Source organism: Streptomyces javensis (assembly GCF_039525925.1).
Classification (GTDB): domain Bacteria; phylum Actinomycetota; class Actinomycetes; order Streptomycetales; family Streptomycetaceae; genus Streptomyces; species Streptomyces asiaticus.
This window is the reverse complement of record NZ_BAAAIF010000086.1, coordinates 15,250-39,195: the sequence shown is the minus strand read 5'-3', so window position 1 is coordinate 39,195 and position 23,946 is coordinate 15,250. Positions and strand designations below refer to the sequence as shown.

The window sequence follows — 23,946 nt, the reverse complement described above, 5'->3', positions numbered from 1 at the left end:
GCCCCGATCTTCGACCTGGTCGACTACGGCGTGGTCGGCGACCTCTTCGAGGTCGTCCCGCAGCTGACCGAGGAGGTCAAGACCCGCAAGGGCTGACCGCTCCCGTGATCAGGATGCGGCCGGCTCAGGGGGACCGCGGGCGCCGGGCCGGGCAGTCCGCCCCCATTCGCCGTCGCCCCGGCCACCGTTCGAGATGCCGCCGCTGTCGTCAGTGGCGGATCAGGCCCGTGCGTTTGACGGTCGCCGGCAGCGGGGTGGTGTCGATGGCGGTGACCCCGTCGAGGGGGCCGACGGTGTCGGTGAGGAAGGTGCACAGGGCGTCGAGGCCGGCGGCGGCGAGTTCACCGATGCGGTGACCCGCGCGGCCGAGCGTCTGCGGTCGCTTGGAGCCGGACCTGGCAGCGTTGTCGGCATCCTGGTGGCGTCCAACAGCCCCATGATGTTCTACGTGCGCTACGCGGCACACCGGCTGGGCGCCGCCGTTTGCTATCTGCGCACGACGAACCCGGGTTCGTCGGCCCGGATCCTGCCCGTCGACGCGCAGCTGCGGATTCTGGTCTCGACGTCGGTCGACGTGCTGTACGCCGATCGATGTCGAGAACGCTGACCGGGCCCGGGAGCTGTCGGCGCTCGCTCCGGGTCGGTTCGCTCTGGCCGGATTCGAAGGATCCGGTCGGCCGAGGGCGCGAGGAGTACGTGGGGCCCGAGGTCTGGGACCCGCAGGCCCTCGCCGTGATCGCGCGGCCGGGGCCGACAGCTGACCAAGACTCCCTCGTTCCGTTCCCGGCACAGCCCGTAGGCGGGGCCGCTCGCGCAGTGCGGTGTGACCGGCCGCGCCTGGCCTCACTGTCTCTACGCCGAACTGTCTCTACGCCGACGATTGAGTGCTGTCGGACGATCGAGCGCTGTCGGAGGCGAGCAGCCACGCCACGAGGGTGCGCCAACGGTCGGGCTGGTCGGTGTCGCGCGGCCCGACGAGATAGATCTCCTCGACGAGGTCAGCAGAGCGCAGGCGGTTTCGGGCGGCAAAGGTGCCGACGGCGGCGTAGGTGAGGTCGAGGTCGTCGTGCGGACCGCAGTGGGTGGCGACGGCGGCTGTCCGCTGAGGCAGGTGGAGCTCCCGCACGGCATCGGACGCTCCTGGCGGCAGGGGCGGTTCGGCCGGGAGATAGACGGTGGCACGGCCGTGGCCCTCGGTGAAGATCGTGTGTTCGTAGCGGCCGCCGGGCGGGAGCACCGGACGTCGGCCGACTGCCGCGTCCAGGTCACGCATCGCCGCGTCGTACCAGCTCAGCTCGGCTCCGGGCGGAACGTCCAGGGAGACGGCGAGAACGCGCTGAGGTGGAAGAACCTCAAGGCTCACCGCCCGTTGGGCCTGCGGGTCGAGGAGCTCTCGCAGCGCCTGGACCGCTCGCTGGGTGCGACCGAGCCGGTCTTCGAGCCGGCGCAGGTGGGCGGCGACGATCTGTTGCGCCGCGCCATGGCCCGTCGCGTCACAGCCCGTCGCGCCATGGCCCGTCGCGCCCTCGCCCGCGGACTCCGCCTCCAGGAAGCGCCGGAGGTCCGGTAGCGGGAGGTCGAGCTCGCGCAGCCGCTTGATGGTCAGCGCCGGCCGGGCCTGTGCGGGCGCGTAGTAGCGGTAGCCCGTGGCCGGGTCGACCTCTGCCGGGACGAGGAGCCCCTGCTCGTGGTAGCGGCGCAGGGTGCGGATGCTCAGATGCGTGATGCGGGAGAACTCTCCGATGGTCAGTAGCTCAGCCACGGTGTCCTCCTCGTGGTCCTCGTCCGGACCGGAGCCATCTCGATATCAGGGTTCGATGTCCAGCTGGGTGATCTTCCCCTGTATGTCGCGGGTGAAGGCGAACCGGAGGGTGACCGGGCTGCCGGGGAAGTCGCCGGAGACCGCCGCGACAGCCTCGCACGCGGTGGCCGTACCGGTGACCTCGCGCAGGTCGTAGCGTACGGAAGGGACCTCGGCGCGCCAGCGGCGCACCGCCGTGAGCCCGTGGTGGCTGCGGCCGTCGTCGTGCACGACGACGTCGTCGCCGAAGAGTGAGAAGTAGCGCTCCCGGTTGGGGTCGACCGCCGCTCCGAAGTACTCCTCGGCAAAGCCCTGGATGTCCCGCATGGTCTTCTCCTGTGGCGTGGTGGGGGGATGGAATCAGAGGGTCCTTATGGTGCCGCCGAGGGCCCGCGTCAGGTCCTCGAGGGCGTTCGCGAGCGAGTCCCGTGCGGTGGGCAGCCAGGGCACGCTCCTGGCCGCGGCATACGCCGGCGTCGAGTGGTGCGGCGGCATGCGGCGCTCCGTGCTGCTCATGACCGCGAGCCTGCACCCTCCCGCTGGGAGAGACTCAAGCGGCTCCCGCGTGGCTGCCGCGGCCAGGGCTCACCGCACGGCCCGCTCCAGCGCCCCGCGCAGCTCCGCCGCGCTCGCGTAGCCGGTCTCGGGGTGCTCCCGCAGCGCCGTGTCGATGACCTCCGCGAGGCGTCGTGGGACGGCCGGGTCGCGGCGGCGGATCGGGATCGCCGGCTCTTGCAGGACGACCTGCCAGGGGTCCTTCGCGCGCGGGAACTCGCGCGGGGTCCTTCCGGTCAGCGTGTGGTAGATGCAGGCGGCGAATGCCCAGACGTCCGCGGCGGGGGTCGCCTTGCGGAAGTCGATGACCTGTTGGCGCGGCATGAACATCGGTTTGCCCGCCGTGGTGCCGGTGCGTGTCAGCCCGCTCAGGCCCGCCTGGTCAAAGGCCTTTCCGATGCCAAAGTCCGCGATCTTCGCCGTCGTCGAGCCGTCGGCCTCCCTGTGCAGCAGGATGTTGGAGGGGCTCAGGTCGCGGTGGACGACGCCCTGCCCGTGCGCGTGTTCCAGGCCCTTGAGCGCCTGCACCGCGATGGGCACCGCTTCCTCGACCGGGAGCCGCCCGCCGCGTTTCGCGACGAGCCGGTCCAGGCTGCCGCCGGTGCAGAACTCGGTTGTCAGATAGAAGGTTCCGTATCCGAAGCCCGCGTCGTGCAGCGCGACGACGTGCGGATGCTTCATCGCCCGGGTGAGCGCCACCTCGCGCAGGAACCGGGCGCGCGCCGTCTCGCTCGCCGCCACCTTCGGCAGCATCACCTTCAGCGCCACCTCCACGCCGGTGGCCTCGTGCCGGGCCAGGTACACCGCGCCCATGCCGCCACGGCCGAGCTCCCGGATCACCGAGTAGCCGCGGATGGCCTTGAGGTCGGCGCGGCCGCCGTGCGCCAGCTCGAGCAGCAGCTTGAGCACGGCGTCGGGCCGGGCCTGACAGGCGGCGCACAACAACTCGCCGGAGCGGCCGCCCGCCTCGTCGCCCAGCTCCCGCTCGCACTTGGCGCAGCGCGCGAGCCTCACTGTGGCGACCTGCGACCGCATGATGTCGACGCGGAACACGGTGTCACCGAGGCGGATCCGGTCGCCGTCCTTGAGGTCGTGCTCGGGGTAGGAATCCGCGACGGCCTCCTCGGGGGTGAGGCCCCGGCGCCGCTGGCCGATCTTCTCACCGTTGACGTACGTGCCGTTGAGGCTGCCGAAGTCGCGGATGCGGATGTCCGGCGGGTTGATGTCGAGCAGGCAGTGGTGGCGGGAGACGGTCTTGTGGTCGGGGTCGTCGGGCAGTCGTGGCGAACAGTCGGTGGAGCGGCCGAGGACGCAGGTGGTGCGCTCCTCGAAGACGTACGCGCCGGGCTTCATCCGGCCCTCGACGAGGGTGAGCGTGATGGTGGCCGAGGGCGTCACGGAGGATCGTCTCCTTGTGGGTGAGGGGAGGGCTTCGGGGGCGAGACGGTGAACGTGAGCGTGCCGTCCGCGGCGTCGGACAGTACGCGTCCCGCGCCGCTCAGTCGGCCTCCAGCTCCCAGTCGAGGTCCCAGAGCCGGAGGCCGTCGTCTCCCGCCGACACCAAGTTGCGCAGGTCGGGGGTGAGTTCGAGGTGCCGGATGCGTTGTTGGTGCCCTTCGAGTACGTGCAGGCATCGGCCGGTGGCGACCTCCCACATCCGTACGGTTCTGTCGTGGCCGGCCGAGAAGGCGAACCGGGCGTCGGGTGTGAACCGCACGGCGGAGACCCAGCCCTCGTGCCCCGCGAACTCGCGTACGGATCGCCCGGAACCGGCGTCCCACAGCCGGATCGGTTCGTCCTTGGCGCCCGAGGACATGACCTGGTGTGTGGACATGGCGAGGCGGCCGTCGGGGCTCAGGCACGCCGACAGGATCGGCTCCCCGGGGCCGGTCCAGGTCCGCAGGCAGGCTCCGGTGTCGAGGTCCCGCAGCCGGACCACGCCAGTGGAGTCGCCGACCGCCGCGAGCCTTCCGTCCGCGGACGTGGAGATCACGTTGACCGGGCCGTTCCGGGGGATCGTCGTGACGCAGCGGTCGTCGTCCAGGTCCCATCGGCGCAGGACGCCGTCGCCGCCGCCGAGCCAGGCGTACCTTCCGTCGCCGGTGAACATGATGGCCCGCGTCATGTCCCGGTCCGGAGTCAGCCGACGGCACTCGCCGTCCGCCAGCCGCCGCCGAATGATCGCGAGCGGCTTGGTGCCCTCGCACAGGAGGTGCCGGCCGTCGTCGCTCAACGCCACCCCGCCCACCCTGCCCGGGTGATCGTCGAGGACACGCGTGCACACGCCGCTGTCCAGGTCCCAGATCCGTACCGTGCCGTCGCTCTGCCCGCTGACGGCGAGCCGGACACCCGCGGCGACACCGATCGCCGTGATGGCTCCGTAGGAGAGGTGGCCGGCGTCCAGTGGCCGTGACCAGGCGGAGCGCAGCCGTACGTGGCGCGCCGAGCGGCCCAGTTCGTGCCAGGCGGCCAGGACCTGGGGCGCGCGCTCGTATCCCGGTATCTCCCGTGCCCGGGCCAGCAGGGCGAAGGCTGACCGGTGCCGGCCGTTCGACATCGCCTGGCGTGCGTCGGCGAGCAGTTCCTCGGCCAGTCCGCCGAGCCGGCTGACCTCCGCGTACTCGCGCGGCTTGAACATGTGCGGCTCGGCGGCGTATTCGGCATCGGGCAACCGCCAGCGATGCATGGGCAGTTCGGGATGGCCGCCGACGGAGCAGCCGAACCGGTCGTCGCCGTCCGGGAACCCGACGTGGTGCATTCCGTACGCGTGGGTGGTGAAGGTCCGCAGACACCGGCCGCGCTTGAGCTCCCAGAGCTGAACGGTGTGGTCGCCGGTCGTTCCGGACAGCAGCAGCCGCCCACTGTCGCCGAAGGCCAGGTGACTGGCCGCGGCCGTCAGTCCCGTCAGCGCACGCATCATACGGACCTGCCGGCCGTCCCCCACATCCCACAACCGGATCACCCGGTCCTCGCCGGCCACCGCGACCATCCGTCCGTCCGGGCTGAAGCACAGCGCCTGCGCCGCCGAGCCGGCGGCCAGCACCCGGCACCGGCCATCGGCCACGCTCCACAGCCGCGCCCCGTCCTCCTCGGCGGTGAGCACATGGCGCCCGTCGGTGCTCACCTCGTACCGCGAGCCGTCCAGGTAGTCGCCCTTGAACGCTTCCCCGAGCGACCACCGGCAGGTCCCGGTCCGCGGTTCCCAGACCTGGACGCGCCCGTCCGCACCCTGCCACACACCGATGCGGCCGTCGGCGCTCAACCTGACCGGGCACCCGGTGGCGCGTGCGACGGAGCGGATGACGCGGGTACACCTGCCCGCCCGGAGATCCCAGAACTGCACCGTGCCGTCGCGGCTCGTGGACAGTGCGTATGAGCCGTCGGGGGTGAGGTCGACGCCGAGCACCTGCGTGCGGTGGCCCTTGACCGCCAACCGCTGTGCGCCGGTCGCCGTGTCCCACAGCCGGAGCACGCCGTCCCAATGGCCGCTCAGCGCGAGGCGTCCGTCGGGAGCGAACCGGATCGGCAGGTAGCCCATCACCTCGTGCCGGGCGAGCAGTTTCACCGGTGCGAACGGCAGCGCGAACGGCTCGCGGAATTCGCGGGTGCCGGTGTGGCGGGCATCGGCCACGGTTCCGGAGGCCGCCACCCGCAGCGCCGCCCGTACGTCGGTGTCGTCGGGCCGTTCGCGGGCGAGGGTGTCGAGCAGGTCGCGTGCCGCCGCGAGGTCGCCGCGTTCGAGGTGGACCCGGGCCAGAAGCAGTCGCACCTGCCAGGAGGACGCGCCGGAGCCGGGCGGGATCGCCTCCAACCGGGCGACGAGTTCCCCATCGGTGATCGCCCCCGTACGCCAGCGGAACAGGCCACCGTTGTACACGGCCCCGACGTGGTGCGGGTCGACCGCGAGCGCCTGGTCGAAGGACTGCTCGGCATCGGCGGCCCGGTCCAGGTCGAGGAGCGAGAGGCCACGGTTGTTGAGCTCGTCGGCGCGCAGATCGGCGGCCTGCGACGTGGGACGCGGATACGCCGAGCCGGTCACCTGCTCGTAGATCCCGGTCAGTACATCCGCGATGTCCGCCATCGAGGCCGGCCGGCGGGCCGGGTGCTGCCGCAGGCAGCGCCGGAGCAGGTGGGCGACTTCCGGTGGCGCCGCGACCGGATTCGAGGGGTTGGCCAGGTATTCCTCCAGCGCGAGACCCGCGACCGAACCAGCCGCCCAATGCACACCGCCGGTGAACATCTCCAGGACCGAGACCGCGAAACTGTAGACATCGCTGCGCCGCCCGACGGGCTCGCCCGCGAGCTGCTCGGGGGACGCGTAGCCGACCGTCATGCCGCCGGACGGCACCAACACGCTGACGTCCGGCGCCACTTGGAGGTCACCCGGGGCCGTGGCCGTGGTGGCCTTGGACCGGGCGAGACCGAAGTCGGTGATCTTCGCGACGCCCGTGCCGTCGAGCAGGATGTTGGCCGGCTTCACGTCCTGGTGCACCAGGTCCCTGCGATGGGCGTGCTCGAGCCCACGGGCCGCTTGGACTGCCGTGTCGAGAACCCGGGCGAGGGCCTGCCGCCCGCCCCCGGCGTGGAGCCGCCCGTCGCCGATCCACTCGGCCAGGCTGCCGCCGTCGACGTACTCGGCGAACACGCGGGGGACACCGTCGATCACCCGCACGTAATGGCATGCGCAGACGTTCGGATGGAGCCCGAGGGACACCCACGCCTCGGCCTCCCTGACGAACAGCTCCTGGTCGCCGGGGCTCCGGAAAAGCTCGGGCCGCGAACTCTTCACCGCCATGTCGATGCCCCAGGCGAGATGCCGTACCCGGTGCACGACGCCCATCCCGCCCCGGCCAAGCTCGCCGATCACCCGGTACCGGCCGTCGACGGTCTCGCCGGTCACCCAAACGGTCGGCGACGTAGGTGCGTTCACTGCGATTCCTCATCGTGAGTGCGGCAGAAGTCGCCGTCCTGGAAGACCCGGACGCGGAAGACCCCGTTGTCAGATTTCGACGAGGGTCAGTATGTGACGTCGTCGATCCTGGTGTCGATGTCTCGGGTTCACCGCGGGGGTGCGGCAGCGCGCCGTCGGCGACCCGGGAGTCGCGGCCGGGGCCAGGAGTTCGCCGTGATCGCGGTCGGAGCTACGGCAGGTGGTGCAGTGAGCTGAGCGGGTCGTCGTACGAGGCGAACAGCAGGGCGATGGCCATGGCGCCGGGGTCGGGTACTCCGCGCGCGTGGTCGCCCGTATAGCTGGCGCGGCCGCGCCGGGCGCGCAGATCGGTGGTGGCGCGGGCGCCTTCGTGGGCGGCGGCCGCCGCCTGGTGGAGCGACTGGCCGGGCTCGGTGTCCGGGGCGCATTCCGCGAGCGCCCGCGCGGCCGGGACGAGTGCGTCGACCAGTGTCTTGTCGCCGACCTCGGCCTCGCCGACCCGCTGGATCGCGGCCGTGCCGGCGGCGGTGCCCGCGGCCAGTTCGTGGGTGCCCGCGGTGGCGGGGTTGGTGGCGACGGCGGCGGCGAGTTCCTGGAGCAGCAGTCCGAACAGCGGGCCGCTGGTGCCGCCCACATCGTCGAGGAAGACCCGTGCCGCCGTGGCGAGCGGCACGGCGGGGGAGTCACGGTCGGCGGGCGGGGCGTCGGACAGCGCGTCGAGCGCCCGGCGCACCCGTGCCATCCCGCCCGCGAGATTGGTGCCGAAGTCACCGTCGCCGACCCGCTGGTCGAGGGCGGTCAGCTCGGGCTCCACCGACTCGGCCGTGGTGGCGAAGCGGCTCAGCCAGGCCGCGGTGGTGTCATACGTGAGGTGGTGTGGGACGGACGTCGGCGTCGCTGACATGGCGGCGAACTCCTCGGGAATCGGTGGTCGTGCGGTCGGCAGCATGCGCGGTGGCCCCGCCGCTCGGGGCCGTTCGGCCGGTCGTGAGTGAGTCACACGTGAGGGAGTCACACGTGAGGGAGTCACACGTGAGGGAGTCACAGCGGCCAGGCGGGGGTGCGGGCAGGCGCGTCCCACAGCCGTAGCAGTTCGTCATCGGTGGCGAGCAGGGACAGCGAGAAGCCGCGCATGTCGAGGGCGCTGACCAGCGTTCCGGTCAGGGACCGGTCGAGGGCGACGCCGTTCTCGTCCAGAGCCTCGGTGAGGGCGTGATGGATGCCGTACAGCTCCAGTGAGGTCGTCGCGCCGAGCCCGTTGACCAGGGCGAGCACACGCGGCCGAGGGGTGTCGGGCAGCGCGGCCAGCAGCCGGGCGGTCATCATCCGGACGAGCCGGCCGAGCGGTATGACGGGGGTGGTGCCCTCGGCGCGCTCCCCGTGGATGCCGACGCCGAACTCCAGGACCCCATCGGGCAGTTCGAAGGCCCGGCCCCCAGTGCCGGGCGTGGTGTGGGCGGCGGAGGCGACGGCCAGGCTGCGGGAGCGCCGGGTCACCTCGGCGCCGAGTACGGCGAGTTCGTCCAGTCCGCGTCCCTCGTCGGCGGCGGCGCCGAGGATCTTCTCCACGATCAGGGTCGCGCCGGTCCCGCGCCGGCCCACCACGATGTCCTCGGAGTCGGTGGCGAGGTCGTCGTCCACCAGGACGCGGGCGCAGGGTATGTCCTCATGGGCGAGGCGTTCGGCGGCGATGCCGAAGTTGATGCGGTCGCCGGTGTAGTTCTTGACGATGTGCAGCACCCCCTCGGGTCCGGCGACGGCGCGGCTGGCCTCGAAGATCTGACGGTTGTGGGGCGAGGCGAAGATCCGGCCGGGGCAGGCGGCGTCCAGCATCCCGGCCCCGACGAACCCCGCGTGCAGCGGCTCATGGCCGGAACCGCCTCCCGAGACCAATCCGGCCCGGCGCTCCGGAGAGCGGTCGCGGGCGCGCAGATAACCGTGGTCGGGGTGGTGGCTGACGAGGTCGGCGTGGGCGGAGGCGAATCCGGCGAGGGCGTCGGCGACGATCGACTCGGCCGAGTCGGCGAAGTAGCGCGGCATGGAGATGACTTCCTTGACGAGGTGAGGGCGGGCGGGCGGTTCCGCTCGGGCCCCATGGTGAGGGGAGGGGGCGGGAGGGCTCCGGACGCGCTCATTCCGCGGCGGTCGGCGCACCTCCGGGGCGCCACCGCAGAGGCCGGTGGTCACCGCGGCGCAGGGCGAGGGTGCACACCCCCGACAGCAGTACGACACCCACGGCGTAGAGGCAGACACCGGTCGGGCTACCGCCGAAGGCGGTGATCAGCGCGGTGCCCAGCAGTGGTGACAGACCCCCGCCCAGCGTGGCGCCGACCTGCTGGCTGACGGACAGACCGGTGTACCGCAGGGCGACCGGGTAGAGGTTGGCGAACAGCGCGCCCTGGGCGCCGTACATCGCGCCGTGCCCGATCGCCAGGCCCAGCGTCATCGCGAGGGTGATCAGAACCGGGTCGCGGGTCTGGACGAGCAGGAAGAACGGCACGATCAGCAGCGCCTGGAAGAGGGCGCCGCCCACATAGACCAGTCGGCGTCCGACGCGGTCGGAGAGCGCGCCGAACAGCGGGAGAGCCAGACACTCCAGCGCACAGGCGATGAGGATGGCGATGAGCACCGGCTGCTTGTCCACGCCGAGTTCATCCGTCGCGTAGGCGAGCGCCACGACGTAGTAGACGTTGAACAGACCGCTCTCCGCGATCTTGGCGATGATCGAGCAGCCCACCGAGCCCAGATGGCCGTCGGCCAGCCCGCGCAGCGGGATCTTCCTCACCTCGCGGTCGGCGCGCAACCGCTGGAACTCCGGGCTCTCGCTCAGGGTGAAGCGCAGATACAGCCCGAGGCCGACCAGCACGATGCTGGCGAGGAACGGTATCCGCCAGCCCCAGGCGTCGAAGGAGCTCTCGGACATGGTGGCGCTGAGGACGCTCACCAGACCGACCGGCAGCAGCACCCCGGCCGGGGTCCCGATGTGCACCAGGCTGGTGTACAGGCCCTGCCGTTCGCGCGGTGCGTACTCCAGCGCCATGAGCACCCCGCCGCCGTACTCACCGCCCATGCCGAGCCCCTGGATCAGCCGGATGAGGACCAGCAGGATCGGCGCGGCGATGCCGATGGTGTCGTACGAGGGCAGCAGGCCGATGCAGAAGGTGCCCAGGCCCATCAGCAGCAAGGTGGTCACCAGGACGGTCTTGCGGCCGAGCCGGTCGCCGAAGTGGCCGAAGATCACGCCGCCGAGCGGGCGGGCGAGATAGCCGACGAAGAAGGTGGAGAACGCCGCCAGGGTCCCGACCGCGTCGTTCACCGAGGGGAAGAAGACGTGGTCGAAGACGAGGGCCGCGGTGGTGGCGTAGAGCGTGAAGTCGTAGTACTCGACGGTCGTGCCGAGGGCGCTGGCGACGGCGACCCGCCGGGCGGCGGTGCGGTCGGCGCCGGGAAGCGTCGTCCGACTCAATGCTGAGGCAGGGGTGAGCATCTGAGTCCTCTCTGATATTTCAGATTTCAGATGCTAGGCTTGCGTCATGGGTTCCGTCCAGGGATCAGCACCCCGGAATCACCGCAGGCGGCGCTCGCGGGGCCGTCGACGCACGAGGGAGACAACGTGACACTCGATCTGCACGGGATCATCTCGACCGTGGTGACCCCGTTCGACGCCGATGACCAGGTGGATCTGGACCTGCTGGGCCCCGAGATCCAGTACCTGCTGGACTCCGGCGTCACGGCCATCTGCGCATGCGGCAGCACCGGCGAGGGGCACGCCCTGTCGGCAGAGGAGAGCGCCGCGATCTGCGCCCGGGTCGTCAAGGAGGTGGACGGCCGGGTCCCGGTGATCGGCGGCGTCATCCAGAACTCCACGGCGGAGGCCATCCGTTACGGCCGGGCCCTCAAGGAAGCCGGGGTGGACGCCCTTCAAGTCACCCCGGTCCACTATGTCTTCGCCCCCGACGCGGACCAGACCGTCGACTACTTCCGCCGCATCGGCGCCACGGTGGGCCTGCCGATCGTCGTCTACAACGTGGTGCCCTGGGCGCTGGTCCCGGTGGACGTCATCGAGCGGCTCGGCGACGTCCCGGAGGTGATCGCGGTCAAGCAGAGCGGCGGCGACATGCATCTGCTCGCGGATCTGCTGCACCGCGTCCGCGACCGCTTCACGATCCTCGCCGCCCTCGACGACCTGCACTACCCGGCGTTCGCCATGGGTGCCCATGGCGCGCTCGCCGCCATCCCCACCGTCACCCCCCGGCTCAGCGTGGAGCTGTGGGAGGCCGTCCGGCGCGGGGACCACGGCGAGGCGCTGCGCCTCCACAACGTCATACTGGGGGTCTGGCGCGCGATCGACGGCCCCAACCTGCCGGCCAGGCTCAAGGCGGCCCTGAAGCTTCAGGGCCGCGACGGCGGTCTGCCGCGCCACCCGTTCACTCCCGCGACAGACGAGGAGCGCGCCGTCATCGCCGACGCCCTGGGGAAGGCCGGTCTGCTGACGGCTCCTTGACCGGACCGCGATCGTAGAAGGTGAGCTCGATGAACCCCCCAACCCCGTCCCCTCCGACGGCTTCTCCGCTCGGCGCGCCCGAGCAGCCGGTGGTGGTGGAAAAGCTGCCCGACCAGATCTATCGCGTGCTGCGGCACCGGATCGTGCACGGCCGGATGAAGGCGGGCTCGCGGATCGCCATCAACGACCTCACCGAGGAGTTCGGCACGTCCAAGACCCCGGTGCGCGAGGCGCTCAACCGGCTGGAGTACGACCAGCTCATCGTCACCCGCCCCCGGTCGGGCACCTTCGTGGTCCAGCCGACGGCCGACGATGTGGTCGAGGTGTGCCAGCTGCGCAAAGGCATCGAGTGGGTGGCCACCGGTCTGTCGGCCCGGACGATGCCCGAGGCGCTGCTGCGAGAGCTGCGCGAGGAGATCGTGACGGCCAAGCGCCACGCGGATGGGGGGGATTTCGAGCCCTTCTTCGAGAGCGACTTCCGGCTGCACAACCTGATCGTGACCCACGCGGGCAACACCCGCCTGGTGCGGGCGCGCAGTTCGGTCGAGCCGTTCGTCCAGTGGCTGCGGGTCCTGGGCGCCACCGGCCCGCACCGCATCGCCGGGTCCACCCGTCGCCATTTGGAGATCGTCGACGCGATGCTGGACCGGGACGCGGAGGCCGCCATGGCCGCCGCGGCGCTCCATGTCGACGAGGTGCAGCAGTGGACGGTGGAAGACCTCGGCGGCGCGCTGGGCGGCGACTGACCGCCGCGCAGAGCGCGCCAGGCCCCGCCGGACAGAGACTCGTCCTGACCGGCGGGGCCTTCGCATGCGCCGAAAGAGCTGTGCGGCCCTCGCGGCCGACCCTGTGCAGACCCGTTGGCAGGCGGGCCGCTCCTAGCGTAAGAGACTAGTCGTCCAGACGAATCTGCTGCCTGAATCGGCACGGAGGAGAGCGCGTCAACCGGGGCGATCAGTAGAAGTGGCGGACGAAGACGTCCGACTTGCCATTGGTGTCGCCGGGCACGATGTCGTCGGCCGTGGACTGGAAGACCACGTCGCGCCCACCGGTGCCGACCGCGTCGGTCCCGGCCGAGGCGGGCTGGTTGGAGACGGTCTCTTCGGTGCCCGTCTCCAGGTCGCGCAGCGTGAGCGACGGTCCGTTCGTGTCGGGTGTGGCGTACAGCAGATAGCGGCCGGTGGGGTCGATGGCCACGCCCCGCACGTTCGGCACCAGTTGGTCGGTGCCCGAGCTCTCGTCGTGGACGTAGGTGTCGGGGCCCGAGAGGTAGACGACCTTGCTGCCGTCCTTGCTGAGCTGGACGAGTGTCGCCGTCTTGGACGGGCCCTCGATCGGGCCGGAGGAGGTGCCATCGGTCCGGTCCCACACGAAGACGTCCTCCGCCCGGCCGTCCTGGTAGGCGACGTAGCGGCCGTCGCCGCTGATGGACGGCCGGGCCGAAGCGGTGTGGTCGAACTCGGCGATGGTCTCCGTGGTGTCGGCGCGCCAGTCCCGTACCTCGATGCGCTGCCGGGACGGCGGTCGATTGGAGGTGGCGACCTGGGCGATGTAGCGGCCGTCCGTGCTCAGCGACGGCTGGCTGCAACTGAGGCCCGGACAATTGATGCCGATCGTGCTTCCCGAGCTCACCTGGGACAGGAAGGTCTTGGTGTCTCTTTGCAACAGACCCCAAAAGGCGACGTACTGCCCGTCACCGCTGATCACCGGGCCCTGGTTCGTCGGGGTGATGCTGCTCATCAGCGTGGTCTGGCTGGTCCGCTGGTCGCGGACGAACACCCGCTCCCAGGTCACCGGGTTGGCGGGGGTGAGGTTCTTCGCCAACGACGCGAAGGCGATACGTCGGCCGTCGGCCGTGATCGTGGCGCCGGTGGAGTCGCCGTCGCCCTGGGTGCCGTCGGAGGCGACACTGATCCGCTCGACCCCGGCCGCGCTGACGCCCCCGACTCCCCAGACGTCCCCGACGCCCCCGACGTCCCCTACGCCCCCGATGTCCCCGACGCCCGCGGGCTCGGCCGAGGCGGCTCCGGGCAGCACCGCTGTGACCGCGCAGACCACGACCGCCGCGCTCAGGGTGGCCCGCATACGTCTGGTGGCGCTCCGGTTCGCGTTTCCCCTCATGTTCCCCCCAGTCAGGACACGGTCCGTCCTCCAGCTCCCCACTGGAGGTCCGCAAGCATGGAACCGCGATGGCGCTGTGGGGACAATGCGTCACATGGCGTATTGAGAGGCCGGGCCGGTCACGCGGAGCACGAGCTTGGTTCCGCCGGTGAGGCCCCTTGATGACCGGTCGAAGGCGCCGGGGCCGTCATCAAGGGGGAGTACCTCCGTGGGCAGGTCGAGTACGCCGTCGCGGAGCCGTCCGGCGAGGACGGCGAGCGTCTCCGCGTCCGGACGGACGTAGAGGTCGGTCGACGTGAGTTCAGCGCTCGTGGCCGGGGCGTCCGAGGTGATGGAGCACAGCCGGCCACCCGGGCGGACGAGTTCTCCGGCGGTGGCTGCGGTTCCGGGGGCCGCGGCGAGGGCCGCGTCGAAGGTGCGACCGACCTCGCGCGGCCAGCCGGGGCGGCGGTAGTCGATGACGTCTGTCGCGCCCAGGCGGCGCAGCCGGTCAAAGGAGCGGGGGGACGCCGTCGCCGTCACATGGACTCCGGCCGCGACCGCGAGTTGCAGGACGAGGACTCCGGTCGCTCCGGCTCCGTTCGTCAGCAGCAGGTGCATGCCGGTGGACAGGTCCAGCCAGTCCAGAGCCTGATGGGCGGTCAGGCCATTGATGGGGAGGGCCGCCGCCCGCGCCGGGTCCAGGCCTTCGGGCAGGGGCGCCGTGTCCGCGGCCGGGAGCAGCACCTGCTCGGCCCAGAAGCCGCTGTGACCGGGCAGCGGAGCACTGTGGGCCAGCACCAGGTCACCCACGGCGGGGGTCGTGACATCCGGCCCCACGGCGACGACACGACCCGCGCCCTCCACTCCGAGGGCCGCCGGAAAGCGCAGGCCCACGTCCCATTCGCCCGAGGCGAGCAGCTGGTCCCAGGCGCCGACCCCGGCGGCCAGGACGTCGAGCAGGATCTCGCCTGACCTGGGGGACCAGGGCCGGGGCAGCCGTAGCGGCTGGACCGGACCGGATGTTTCGGCGGCCCCACAGGCCCGCATCCGGGCATCGGCTGGCTCCGACTGCGGCATGACGCCTCCGGGGAGAATGGGTTCCGTCCGAGTGTGTACTGGCGGCTGACGCGGCGTCGGTCGCCACGCGCATCAGCGGTGCGGCGTCTCACCCCAATGCCCGAGTCGGCATCGGTACGGTCGCCGACACCGAAACGGGGTCCTGACCGGCGCGCCGGGACCCCGACCCGGCGCTGGCAGCCCGACTCATCAGTCTTCGATCGGTCTTCTGAGTGTCCGCCTCGGGCGCCGAGGTCGTCGAGCCGATCACCCTGTTGCTCTAGGCGGCCGGAGTCATCCTGAGCCGGCCCGACCCGCATGGCCGCGTCCCGCGGAGGCGGGGATGTGGATCTTGGTCGAGAACCGCAGACTCTGGGCCCTACGCGCTCTCTTCTGACAGGGATTTCCTGCCGCATCGTCAGCCCGTGCCTTTCAGCCCCCGGAGGACCCGGTCCCGGCCGCTTGCCGACGGGCCGAGGGGGACTGGCCGGCGCCCTTGGCCGCGTCGAGCGCGTAGACGCAGCGGTCCTTGCTGCACACGTACACCACACCGTCGGATGCCACGGGCGTGGCGGTGATCTCGCCGTCCGTCGCCAGCTTCCAGCGCAGCCGGCCGCCCGCCGCGTCCACGGTGTAGAGGCAGTGGTCGGCGGAGCCGAAGTGGATGCGGCCGTCCGCGACGACGGGGGAGCCGACGACCTCGCCGCCCGCCCCGAAACGCCACTTGGGCGTGCCGGTGACGGCGTCGAGGGTGTAGAGCGCGCCGCCGCTGCCCAGATGCACCGACCCGTCTGCCACCAGCACCGGCTCGGTCGACTGCCGGGGTTCGGTCGCGACGCGCCAGCGGTCACGGCCGTTGGCGGCGTCCATCGCGTAGACCGTGCCGAGCTGGTCGGCGATGTACACGCCGCCCCCGGTGACCGTGTGCCCCGGCACGTACGTGGGGGCACACAGGAAGACCGCCGACCCCTCGAACCGCCACCGCACGTCGCCGCGCGCGACGTCTATCGCCAGCACCCGCGTCCCGGCCGCGACGTACACGACGCCGTCGGGCGCCGGGAGCAGCCGGATCGGGACGCCACCGCAGGACGCCGCGTCGCCGACCGGGCACGACCAGCGCTCCGCGCCCGTACGCGCCTCCAGGGCCCGCAGTCGCGCGTCGGCCCACACATAGACCGTGCCGTCGTGGATGACCGGCCCGGCCTCGGCCGTCTCGAAGTCGGTCTGCGCGCCCCGCGTCTCCCACAGCGGATCGCCGTTGGCGGCCTCCCAAGCCTGGATGTCGCCGCCTCGCGTGGCGGTCAGGACCGTGCCCCGGTCGGCCGTGAGGGAGTAGACCCAGCCGTCCGTCGACCGCCGCCACCGCTCCGCGCCGTCCTTCGCGCCGAGCGCGTACAGAGTCGGGCCGTCGGAGGCGTGGATACGGCCGTCCGCGACCGCCATGGCCCACGCCACGTTACGCGTTTTGAACTGCCGCCGCCCGGTGGCCACATCGAGCGCGTGCACCTCGAACGACGTGATGTACAGCAGGTCGCCGGCGACCACCGGTGTGCCCGAGATGTCGTCGGACATGCGGAACCGCCACGGCCGTCGGCGGTCCTGACCGCTTCCCGGCGACGTCCCCGCCTCCGTCAGGTCTCCCGGGCCGAGGGTCGTCGGCGGAGGCACGGCCGCTGTCGCCGTATGGATCGGTCCGGCCAGCCGTTCGTCGGCTTGCAGGATGCGTTGCTGGAGTTCGGCGAGGGCCGGACCCGGCTCGACGCCCAGTTCGTCCGCGAGAAGGAGCCGGAGGTGGGCGTACACCGCGAGGGCCTCGGCCTGGCGACCGCTGCGGTACAACGCGAGCATGAGCAGCTCGCTCAGCCGCTCTCGCAAGGGGTGCTCGACAGTCAGCGCGGTCAGTTCGGGGACTGCCTCGGCATGGCGTCCTACCTCCAGCTCCAGGCTGAGACGCCGCTCCAGGAGCTTCAGCCGCCACTCCCGGAGGCGCATCCGCTCGGTATCGGCGTATGGGCCGGGAATGCCGGCCAGCGGCTCGCCGTCCCACATGTCGAGGGCACGGCCGAGGAGGGCGATGGCGCGCGGCAGATCGTCCGTTGCCACGGCGGCCTGCGCTTCCTCCGCCAGCTCGCGTGCCACGGTGAGGTCCAGCTCATGGGGTTTGAGCCGGATCGCGTAGCCTTCCGTATCACCGGTGGGAAAGTCTTGGAGGGCTTTGCGCAGCCGGGACGCGTAGGTCCGAATCGCCGCGAGGGCGGCGTCGGGTGGCTCCTCGCCCCACATGCCGTCGATCAACTCGGCGGTTGTCACCGAGCGGCCCTCCCGCAGCAGCAAGGCGGCCAGCATGGCCCGCTGTTGGGGCGAGCCGACGCTGCGCAGCTGACCGTCGTGGTGGGCCCGCACAGGCCCGAGCACGGTGAAATGCCAGCCCTTCGTCCCGAGCCACGCCAGCAATGTCCGTGGTGTCGGCCCTGACTGCTGCGCGGGCGGCGCGGAGAGCGGTGGTCTGTCACCCTGCCCCAGCACGAACCGGCGTGCCGCGACGAGCTCGGGACCTGGATCGATCCCCACATCCTCGTTGAGCAGTCGGTGTGTCTCGTCGTAGACGGCGAGTGCCTCCGCCGGCCGCCCACTGTGGTGCAGGGCCAGCATGAGCAGCGTTCTGAGGCGCTCGCGCAGCGGATGCTCTGCGGAGAGGACGTGGAGTTCTTCGAGGACGTCTGTGTGCCGCCCTCGTTCCAGCTCGACGGCGAACAGCCGCTCCTGGAGATTGAGCCTCCACTCCATGAGTTGGGCGCGCTGTCCCTCCGCGAAGGGCCCCGGTATCCCGGCGAGGGGTTCGCCGCTGAAGTGCGAGAGGGCATCCGCCAGGTGGTCGCGTTCCACGGTGAGGTCCCCCGCTTGCCGGGCGCGGGATGCCTCGGTTTCCAGTTGCTCGACGGTTGTCAGATCGAGATCGAGTTCCACGGGGTCACCGGTGGGGTTCCGCAGCCGGTAGCCCTCGAACTCGTGGGATACGGATACGTCAGGGGCGAGCGACTCGCGCAGCCGCGCGATATAGCCGCGCAGGGTCCGTGGCGCGGAAATCGGAGCCTCGTCGCCCCACACACCGTCGATCAGCTCGGCAGCGGTGACGACTCGCCCGGTGCGCAGCAGCAAGGCGGCGAGCACCGCGCGCTGCCGCGAGGGGCCGGTGTCCGCCACGGCGCTGCCGCGCCACACCAGCTGTGGGCCGAGCACGGTGAATCGGAGCGGGGCCACGGGCGCGTGTGGGGGCGCCGTCTCCGCGCGGGGCTCGGCCAGGGGCACGGACCGTGCCATGGGCCGGGCGGCCTCAGGGGCGAGCGCGGGCTCCTGGACGTGGTACAGCCTCTCCAGGACGGGACCCACCAGCATGGCGAACGCGGACGTCCCCTCCGAGACCGTGCTCTGGCCATGGGGGTCCGCGATCAGCGCGGCGAAGGCGGGGAGCCTGCCCACGTAAGGCTCCAGGGCACGTCCGACGGTCTCGGCGAGGTCGATGCACTGTTCCGTGCTGAGACCGGCCGACAGCAGCTCCCTGACACCAGGCTTGAACTCATAACTGGATTCTTCCGGCCACAGGAGCCGCGACACCGGCGGTTGCCACTGCCGGCGCTCCTCCGCTTCCTCTTCCCCCTCCGAAGGCATGACCAGACCGCCGAGCAGCAGCTCCGCTACGTGGGCCGGTGTGCTCGCCGGCAGTGCGGCGGCCCGTACCAACTGCATGAGAGGGACGTTCAGCGGCCGGATCGCGGACAGGCGCACGGCGAGTTGATATGCCTCGGGTGAGAAGGAGCCACGGAACCACCTGATGAGCTGTTCGGCTGAGGCCCCGTCCGCGGGCTCCTCGTTCCCCAAGCGGCCCCGCTCGTCGCCGGACCGCCCGGGCCACGCCGTTTCGATGAGCCGAGGCACACCGGGCCCGACGGCGAAGCGGGCCCATGTGGCCAGTGACGAGGCGGCGAGTGTCACCACCGGCAGCGGGGGCGGACCCACGGGCCCCATCGGGACATGGGACAGGGGGTCCCGCGCCACCACATCTCCGTTCCCCGGAAATGGGCGGGCGGCCGTGAGCAGACAGGGCTCGGTGGCGAGGCCGGTGCCGCGCCACATGCGGCGGGGCAGAGGAGACAGCGCGACCACCGGTCCGGTCCGGGCCCACGCTCCGATGACGGCGCTGATCGCCGGGCGCCGCCAGGCCGCGTGCACACCGTCGCTGAACACGAACACCACAGAGCGTTCCGAATGTGGCGCGGCAACGGAAGGCGCCCGCCCCCCGGGTGTGAACCGGCGCACCCGGACGTCGCGGAAGACCCCGCTGCGCTCGAGAAGGCGCTTGACCTCCCGCGCCGTCGTGCGCCAGACCCGCATGGACGGGCTGTCGTCCACGAGCAGTACGGCGGTGTACCGCAGTTCCTGGAGAGGGCGCGGCACGACGTCGAGGACCCCGGACTCGGCTGTCAGCCGTACTGTCGCCTCGATGTCGGTGACGACCCGGTACGGGTGGTCGCGGTGGCCGCGGAGCGGACGGATCGCTCTGGCCAGGCCGTGCATGCCGGGCAGGGCTCGCGGGCCGGGGACGCGTACGGCGCGCGCGGGCCTGCCGGGTGTGCTTCCGGCGCTTCCGGTGCCGAACACTTCCCGGCCGCCGCCTGTGGCGTACGGACCGGCGGCCGTGTCGGAGGGGCCCGGTGGCCGGGGCGACGCATGGGGAGGATCCACGGGGCCGGTATCGGCTGGGGTGTGCGGCGCGGCTGTCCGCGGATCCGCGGTGGGGGTGGTGTCGCCCGGGCCGTGCCCGGCCTTCATGGCCCGCGCCAGCCACAGGACGTCGAGGAGTTCGGTGGCTCCCACGTCATGGCCGAGGCCGTCCAGGATGCGCCGCAGCCGTTCGATCATGTCGAGAGCGCTTCGTCCAAGCGGTGCATCACCGCGTTGACGAGCTCCTCATGGCTCAGATCCGCGCCGGTGAGCCGCAGGTGGATGGCGGCGAGAAGCTGGTCCGTCGCGAGCGTCTGGGTGGCGGCGCGGTGGAGAAAGGTCTCGATGAGGTCATTGGCCTCGGTGAGGGCCGCCTCTCCGAAGTTGTGGCGGACGATGTCCCGGAGCTTGGACTCGTCCGGGTCCGGGAGGTCGAGCCGGACACAGCGACGCAGAAACGCGGGCGGGAAGTCCCGTTCCCCGTTGCTGGTCATGATCACTACCGGGAAATGTTCGCAGGACACGATCCCCCGCTCGACATGGGCGCGTTTCCTGCTGCCGGTGGTGAGCACGTCGGCCGACTGCTGGTGCTCGGGCAGCCGCGCCAGTTCGGGGATTTCGAACTCGCCCTCTTCCAGGACCACCAGCAGATCGTTGGGCAGATCGATATCCGCTTTGTCCAGTTCGTCGACGAGCAGCACGCGTGGGGCGCCCGTGGCCGCGAGGGCGGTGCCCAGTGGGCCGAGCCGCAGGTAGCTGTCGATGTCGGATGCCCGGGAGCCGCGCTGCCGGAGCCGGTGCCGTGCGTGTCCGGCCCCCTCCCGTTCCCGGCGCAGTGACGCCTCGCGGAGTCTGCCCACCGCGTCGTACCGGTAGAGGGCGTCTGCCAGGGTGGAGCGGCTGTTGATCGGCCAGCGCAGCACCTCGCCGAGTCCGAGGTCCTCCGCCACGGCGTGTGCCAGGGACGTCTTGCCCGTCCCGGGGCGTCCGGTGACGAGCAGAGGACGGCGCAGATGCAAGGCCGCGTTGACCACGGCCACCTGGTCGCGGTTGAGCAGATACGTTCGCGGTCGGTCGGAGCGCCGGGACGTCGGCACGCGCCGCCAGGGCGGTGGGGCGGGCAGCTCGGCCGGGCCACGGAACACCCACCATTCCTCGGGCCGATCGCCGTGGTCGTCCGGCGGTGCGGGCGGTTGCTGCGACACGGTCACGGTCTCCTCGATGGTCCAGCGGTCACGGTTCTCGTCACGGTCGTGGTTCCGGTCAGGGGTGGGTCAGCGTCCATGCGTCGGGAGCCAGCGGTGGGGGTCTGTGATCGGGCCCGTCGTGGAGGAGCGAGAGCTGTCGGCCGTGGTGGACGGGGGTTTCCGGACACGCGAGCGCTTTGGCACGCTCCATGCGCACGGCTTCCGGAATGCCGTGGTGGTCGACGCCTTCGACAAGATTCACCAGTTCGGCCGCGATGTCCTCACCATCGCCGTGGCGGTGCCAGAGCACCGTATGCACTCCGGCCTGGATGCATTGCTGGAGGACGGAACTCTGACGCTGCCGGTCGCAGCACACGATCACGACTCCGGCGTCCGGATTGATCTCCAATACCGCCTGGGCGACCGCCGGGTCCGCGCTCCGCTCGTCGAGCACCAGGTGAGGTGAGGCGGCGAGCGCCTTCGTGCGTCGCTTCCAGCCGGCGTATGTCTCGCGCGTCCGTTGCGAACTGCGGAGGACGACCCGGCGCGTGATCCCGGGCAGGAAGGCTCCGTCATGACCATTTTCGTGGCACTGCCAGGTGTCCACTTCCAGCCGCAGCCACGCCGACGCCACGAAGTACTCCACCAGTGCCGTCTCCGGGTGCTCTTCCACCTCGGTGCGCAGCACATGCCGGATGGACTCCACCACGTGATGGCTGGAGACCTCGGTGTCCTGGGCGAGGACGACGTCATGTCTGCCCCCGTCGGTCCAGACCCAGATCTGATACGTGAACCGGTTACCCGGAGCCGCCGGAAGAAGCTCGACCTGAACCCGGGGTGCGTGTGGCCTGCGGCCCGCGTCGGCGCGAGCGGGTACCCGTTCCTCGGCGGCCACGTCCGCGCGGAACTGCTCGACCCCCGCAAGCGGGATACCGAAGCGGGCCGCGGCCATTTCCACCCAGGCGTCCAGGTCGTCCGAGGGGTGGGCCCCGCCTTCGCGCTCCGCCAGGCTGACGCGGACGGCACCCTGCAACAGGGGCGGCATCGGTTGTCCGGCGGGCGCTTCGTATCCCTCGAGGACTTCCATGGCGTGTGCGGGCGAGGACACCGCAGGAAGCTCGTCGGCGTACGGCAGGACGCTGCGGAGCAGAGACGCGGGGTCGGTCGTGCGGCAGTGGGCGAGCAGTCCGGTGAGATCTCGCTGCTGACGGAGCGTGAGTATTTCGCGGGGGCTCACCACTCGGGCCACCCGCAGCAGCTGTGCCCAGCCTGGCGTTCCATACGGGTCGGCGGAGGGGACGCGCCCGGAAAGATGGGTGCGGACGACGTCCAGCAGCTCTGGGATGCCGCGCCGTACTCCCATGGCCAAGCCGACGAGGCGGGCCGGGTCCGTGACCGCGGTGTCACCGGTGGCCCGGCCCAGGCGCGTCGACAGCCATCGAGTGCACTCCGCCACCCACTGAGGATTGGGAAGCAACTGCTCCAGCGCGGCGAGTAATTGCTGTCGTCCGCGCGCCGCCATCGGAACCGCGACCGGCGGGAGCTCGGGCAGCTCCGACTCGATGGTGGGCAACCCGATGGCGTACATCGTCTGGAGAACCGCCGACGGTTTCGGGTGGCCATCGTGGTCCGCCCGTGTCGCGTCCGTCGTACGGGCGTCGCCGACCCCGTGCTCGGCGACCACCACCCCCACCACGGCCTGGCGTTCCCGGTCCCATAGGGGGCCGCCGCTGAATCCCTTCGCGACCCGGCCTCCGACGACATCCAGGGCGATCCATGGCACGGAGGAAACGCGGGGCACCGCGCGCACGGTGGGCAATTCATGACCGCTGGTCCAGAGTGCCAGGACCTCGCCGCCGTCCCGGTGGGCGAGAAAGGGGGCAGGCTCCGCGCCCGTGGGCGCGGGTAAGTCGAGTTCCAGCACTGCCAGATCGCCGTAGTAGGGAAGCGTGCCCGGCGGAGGCGGCTGGGCCGGCCCGCTCCGCCTGGCCCTCGGCGGCCGCCACATCTCCGGGACGACGCGGCCATGGAACTCCTGTCCGGCCGATACATGCGGCATGCGCAGCCTGACCACCTGATTCCGGTCGGGCACTGCCTGCGTGAAACGATCCCGGTCCAGTGCGCTGTTGACCACATGCGCACAGGTGAGTACCAGACTCTGGGTGATGAGGACGCCGGCGCCGACGGGCTGAACCCGGCTTCGCACCGATACGAAAGCCTGGTGCAACGCCGCGTCGGATCGTGCCCCGCTCACGCTCGGCCTCCGCCCGTCACGACGTCACGGAACTCGATGCCCCGGTGGCGGAACCGCCGGAGGAGGGGGGAGCGGCAGTCGGCCGCTCGGAGAGGTTCCACGTGGCGCTCACCGTGAAGCTCGCCTCGCCCTTGCCCGAGAAGACGCCCAGGCTCAGGTCGCTGCCCAGTGTCGCGCCGAACTCCACGGTGACCTCGTCAGGGCGCGCGGCGAACTGGGAGAAGGACTGGTGGATACTGCTGAGGACACCGCCCAGTGGGTTCAGAGCCTGGGTCAGAACATCGCCCCCGCGGGCGAGTGTCCGCGCGGCGCGGCTGCCGACGCTCACTGGCTGGGCGCTGCCGAAATCCTCCGGCAGTTCCAGATCAGAGGGCTCGCCCGTCCTGCTCCCGTGCTGCGAGCCATCCGCCGGGGCCCGAGTGGCACCGGTCGTGGGCGCGAGATGAAGGCGCACGGTGGAGCCGTCGTCGAAAGTCAGATGCACATCCCCCATGCGGGAGATTTTGCCACGGCGGGCAGCTGTCGTCGCGCGATTGCGTAGATCCGGAGGGCGTGGACCGAGACCGTCGACACCCGGGGGGGGCGAACCGCGCCGGATCGACGGGGACCCGCACGATGGCCAAGGTGCTCCCGCCGATGGCCCGCCCGTTGCCACCAAGCAAGGCAGGAAAGGCTCCCTTATGCTTCGGGCGTCGGTGATTGACGTTTTCGGTGACCGTGTACAGTTCCGGCAGCACAGGTCGGAGTAGTCGCCGTACCGCTTGGCGCCGGGCCGTCCGGAATTGACGGAGCGGCCGAGTTTGTCATATCCCCATCGCCTGGTAAAAAGCGCTT

General features: G+C 71.3%; 17 protein-coding genes. 3 read left to right on the top strand and 14 right to left on the bottom strand.

What is annotated here, in order from left to right; genetic code table 11:
* Positions 1-193: 193 nt before the first annotated feature.
* Entirely contained in the window at positions 194-607 is a 414-nt protein-coding gene (locus ABD329_RS42200; protein ID WP_198279827.1) for an AMP-binding protein, read from the top strand.
* A gap of 261 nt (positions 608-868) precedes the next feature.
* Here ABD329_RS42200 and ABD329_RS42195 read toward each other — a convergent pair whose 3' ends face one another.
* From ABD329_RS42195 to ABD329_RS42160, 8 genes are all read right to left on the bottom strand, one after another.
* Positions 869-1,762: a MerR family transcriptional regulator gene (locus ABD329_RS42195; RefSeq protein ID WP_198279826.1), complete on the bottom strand. Its 894-nt coding sequence runs from the start codon at positions 1,760-1,762 to the stop codon at positions 869-871.
* Between the two features lie 45 nt (positions 1,763-1,807).
* Positions 1,808-2,128, bottom strand: coding sequence for a nuclear transport factor 2 family protein (locus ABD329_RS42190; protein WP_198279825.1), 321 nt, complete (start codon positions 2,126-2,128; stop codon positions 1,808-1,810).
* Positions 2,129-2,161: 33 nt separating this feature from the next.
* The gene (locus ABD329_RS42185) at positions 2,162-2,317 is read right to left on the bottom strand and encodes a hypothetical protein (protein ID WP_198279824.1); all 156 of its coding nucleotides are present in this window, start codon (positions 2,315-2,317) and stop codon (positions 2,162-2,164) included.
* 69 nt (positions 2,318-2,386) lie between these two features.
* On the bottom strand, positions 2,387-3,754 hold the full coding sequence (locus ABD329_RS42180) for a protein kinase domain-containing protein (RefSeq protein ID WP_198279823.1): 1,368 nt from the start codon (positions 3,752-3,754) through the stop codon (positions 2,387-2,389).
* A 100-nt stretch (positions 3,755-3,854) separates the two neighbouring features.
* Positions 3,855-7,286 carry a protein kinase domain-containing protein gene (locus ABD329_RS42175; RefSeq protein ID WP_198279822.1) on the bottom strand — a complete coding sequence of 1,144 codons (3,432 nt, stop codon included), beginning with the start codon at positions 7,284-7,286 and terminating at the stop codon, positions 3,855-3,857.
* 211 nt (positions 7,287-7,497) lie between these two features.
* Positions 7,498-8,190 (bottom strand): dihydroxyacetone kinase subunit DhaL, encoded by a 693-nt coding sequence (dhaL, locus tag ABD329_RS42170; protein ID WP_198279821.1) that lies wholly within the window; start codon positions 8,188-8,190, stop codon positions 7,498-7,500.
* Positions 8,191-8,327: 137 nt separating this feature from the next.
* Positions 8,328-9,326, bottom strand: a complete 999-nt coding sequence (locus tag ABD329_RS42165; RefSeq protein ID WP_344317817.1) for a dihydroxyacetone kinase subunit DhaK — start codon at positions 9,324-9,326, stop codon at positions 8,328-8,330.
* 91 nt (positions 9,327-9,417) lie between these two features.
* Positions 9,418-10,773 (bottom strand): MFS transporter, encoded by a 1,356-nt coding sequence (locus ABD329_RS42160; RefSeq protein WP_198281576.1) that lies wholly within the window; start codon positions 10,771-10,773, stop codon positions 9,418-9,420.
* Positions 10,774-10,899: 126 nt separating this feature from the next.
* On the opposite strand from ABD329_RS42160, the gene ABD329_RS42155 reads away from it, so the two are divergent.
* Together ABD329_RS42155 and ABD329_RS42150 are read left to right on the top strand one after the other, a co-directional pair.
* Complete coding sequence (locus ABD329_RS42155) at positions 10,900-11,790, top strand: dihydrodipicolinate synthase family protein (RefSeq protein ID WP_309142947.1); 891 nt, start codon at positions 10,900-10,902, stop codon at positions 11,788-11,790.
* Positions 11,791-11,819: 29 nt separating this feature from the next.
* Complete coding sequence (locus tag ABD329_RS42150; protein WP_214665691.1) at positions 11,820-12,536, top strand: GntR family transcriptional regulator; 717 nt, start codon at positions 11,820-11,822, stop codon at positions 12,534-12,536.
* A 208-nt stretch (positions 12,537-12,744) separates the two neighbouring features.
* Here ABD329_RS42150 and ABD329_RS42145 read toward each other — a convergent pair whose 3' ends face one another.
* From ABD329_RS42145 to ABD329_RS42120, 6 genes are all read right to left on the bottom strand, one after another.
* On the bottom strand, positions 12,745-13,875 hold the full coding sequence (locus ABD329_RS42145) for a hypothetical protein (RefSeq protein WP_344317814.1): 1,131 nt from the start codon (positions 13,873-13,875) through the stop codon (positions 12,745-12,747).
* A gap of 126 nt (positions 13,876-14,001) precedes the next feature.
* Complete coding sequence (locus tag ABD329_RS42140) at positions 14,002-14,970, bottom strand: NADP-dependent oxidoreductase (protein WP_344317812.1); 969 nt, start codon at positions 14,968-14,970, stop codon at positions 14,002-14,004.
* Positions 14,971-15,381: 411 nt separating this feature from the next.
* Positions 15,382-19,869 (bottom strand): SAV_2336 N-terminal domain-related protein, encoded by a 4,488-nt coding sequence (locus tag ABD329_RS42135; protein ID WP_344317810.1) that lies wholly within the window; start codon positions 19,867-19,869, stop codon positions 15,382-15,384.
* Complete coding sequence (locus ABD329_RS42130) at positions 19,866-20,876, bottom strand: AAA family ATPase (protein ID WP_344317808.1); 1,011 nt, start codon at positions 20,874-20,876, stop codon at positions 19,866-19,868. Before ABD329_RS42130 ends, ABD329_RS42135 begins: the two co-directional genes overlap by 4 nt.
* 58 nt (positions 20,877-20,934) lie before the next feature.
* A complete protein-coding gene (locus tag ABD329_RS42125; protein WP_344317807.1) occupies positions 20,935-23,112 on the bottom strand; it encodes a VMAP-C domain-containing protein in 2,178 nt (725 codons plus the stop codon).
* 16 nt (positions 23,113-23,128) lie between these two features.
* Complete coding sequence (locus tag ABD329_RS42120) at positions 23,129-23,605, bottom strand: CU044_2847 family protein (protein WP_344317806.1); 477 nt, start codon at positions 23,603-23,605, stop codon at positions 23,129-23,131.
* Between the last annotated feature and the right edge of the window lie 341 nt (positions 23,606-23,946).

Coding starts and splice junctions, on each gene's coding strand:
- ABD329_RS42200 (WP_198279827.1), top strand. CDS start 194: ATGCCGCCGCTGTCGTCAGTGGCGGATCAGGCCCGTGCGTTTGACGGT.
- ABD329_RS42190 (WP_198279825.1), bottom strand. CDS start 2,128: ATGCGGGACATCCAGGGCTTTGCCGAGGAGTACTTCGGAGCGGCGGTC.
- ABD329_RS42185 (WP_198279824.1), bottom strand. CDS start 2,317: ATGAGCAGCACGGAGCGCCGCATGCCGCCGCACCACTCGACGCCGGCG.
- dhaL (WP_198279821.1), bottom strand. CDS start 8,190: ATGTCAGCGACGCCGACGTCCGTCCCACACCACCTCACGTATGACACC.
- ABD329_RS42165 (WP_344317817.1), bottom strand. CDS start 9,326: ATGCCGCGCTACTTCGCCGACTCGGCCGAGTCGATCGTCGCCGACGCC.
- ABD329_RS42160 (WP_198281576.1), bottom strand. CDS start 10,773: ATGCTCACCCCTGCCTCAGCATTGAGTCGGACGACGCTTCCCGGCGCC.
- ABD329_RS42150 (WP_214665691.1), top strand. CDS start 11,820: ATGAACCCCCCAACCCCGTCCCCTCCGACGGCTTCTCCGCTCGGCGCG.
- ABD329_RS42145 (WP_344317814.1), bottom strand. CDS start 13,875: ATGCGGGCCACCCTGAGCGCGGCGGTCGTGGTCTGCGCGGTCACAGCG.
- ABD329_RS42140 (WP_344317812.1), bottom strand. CDS start 14,970: ATGCCGCAGTCGGAGCCAGCCGATGCCCGGATGCGGGCCTGTGGGGCC.
- ABD329_RS42135 (WP_344317810.1), bottom strand. CDS start 19,869: ATGATCGAACGGCTGCGGCGCATCCTGGACGGCCTCGGCCATGACGTG.
- ABD329_RS42120 (WP_344317806.1), bottom strand. CDS start 23,605: ATGGGGGATGTGCATCTGACTTTCGACGACGGCTCCACCGTGCGCCTT.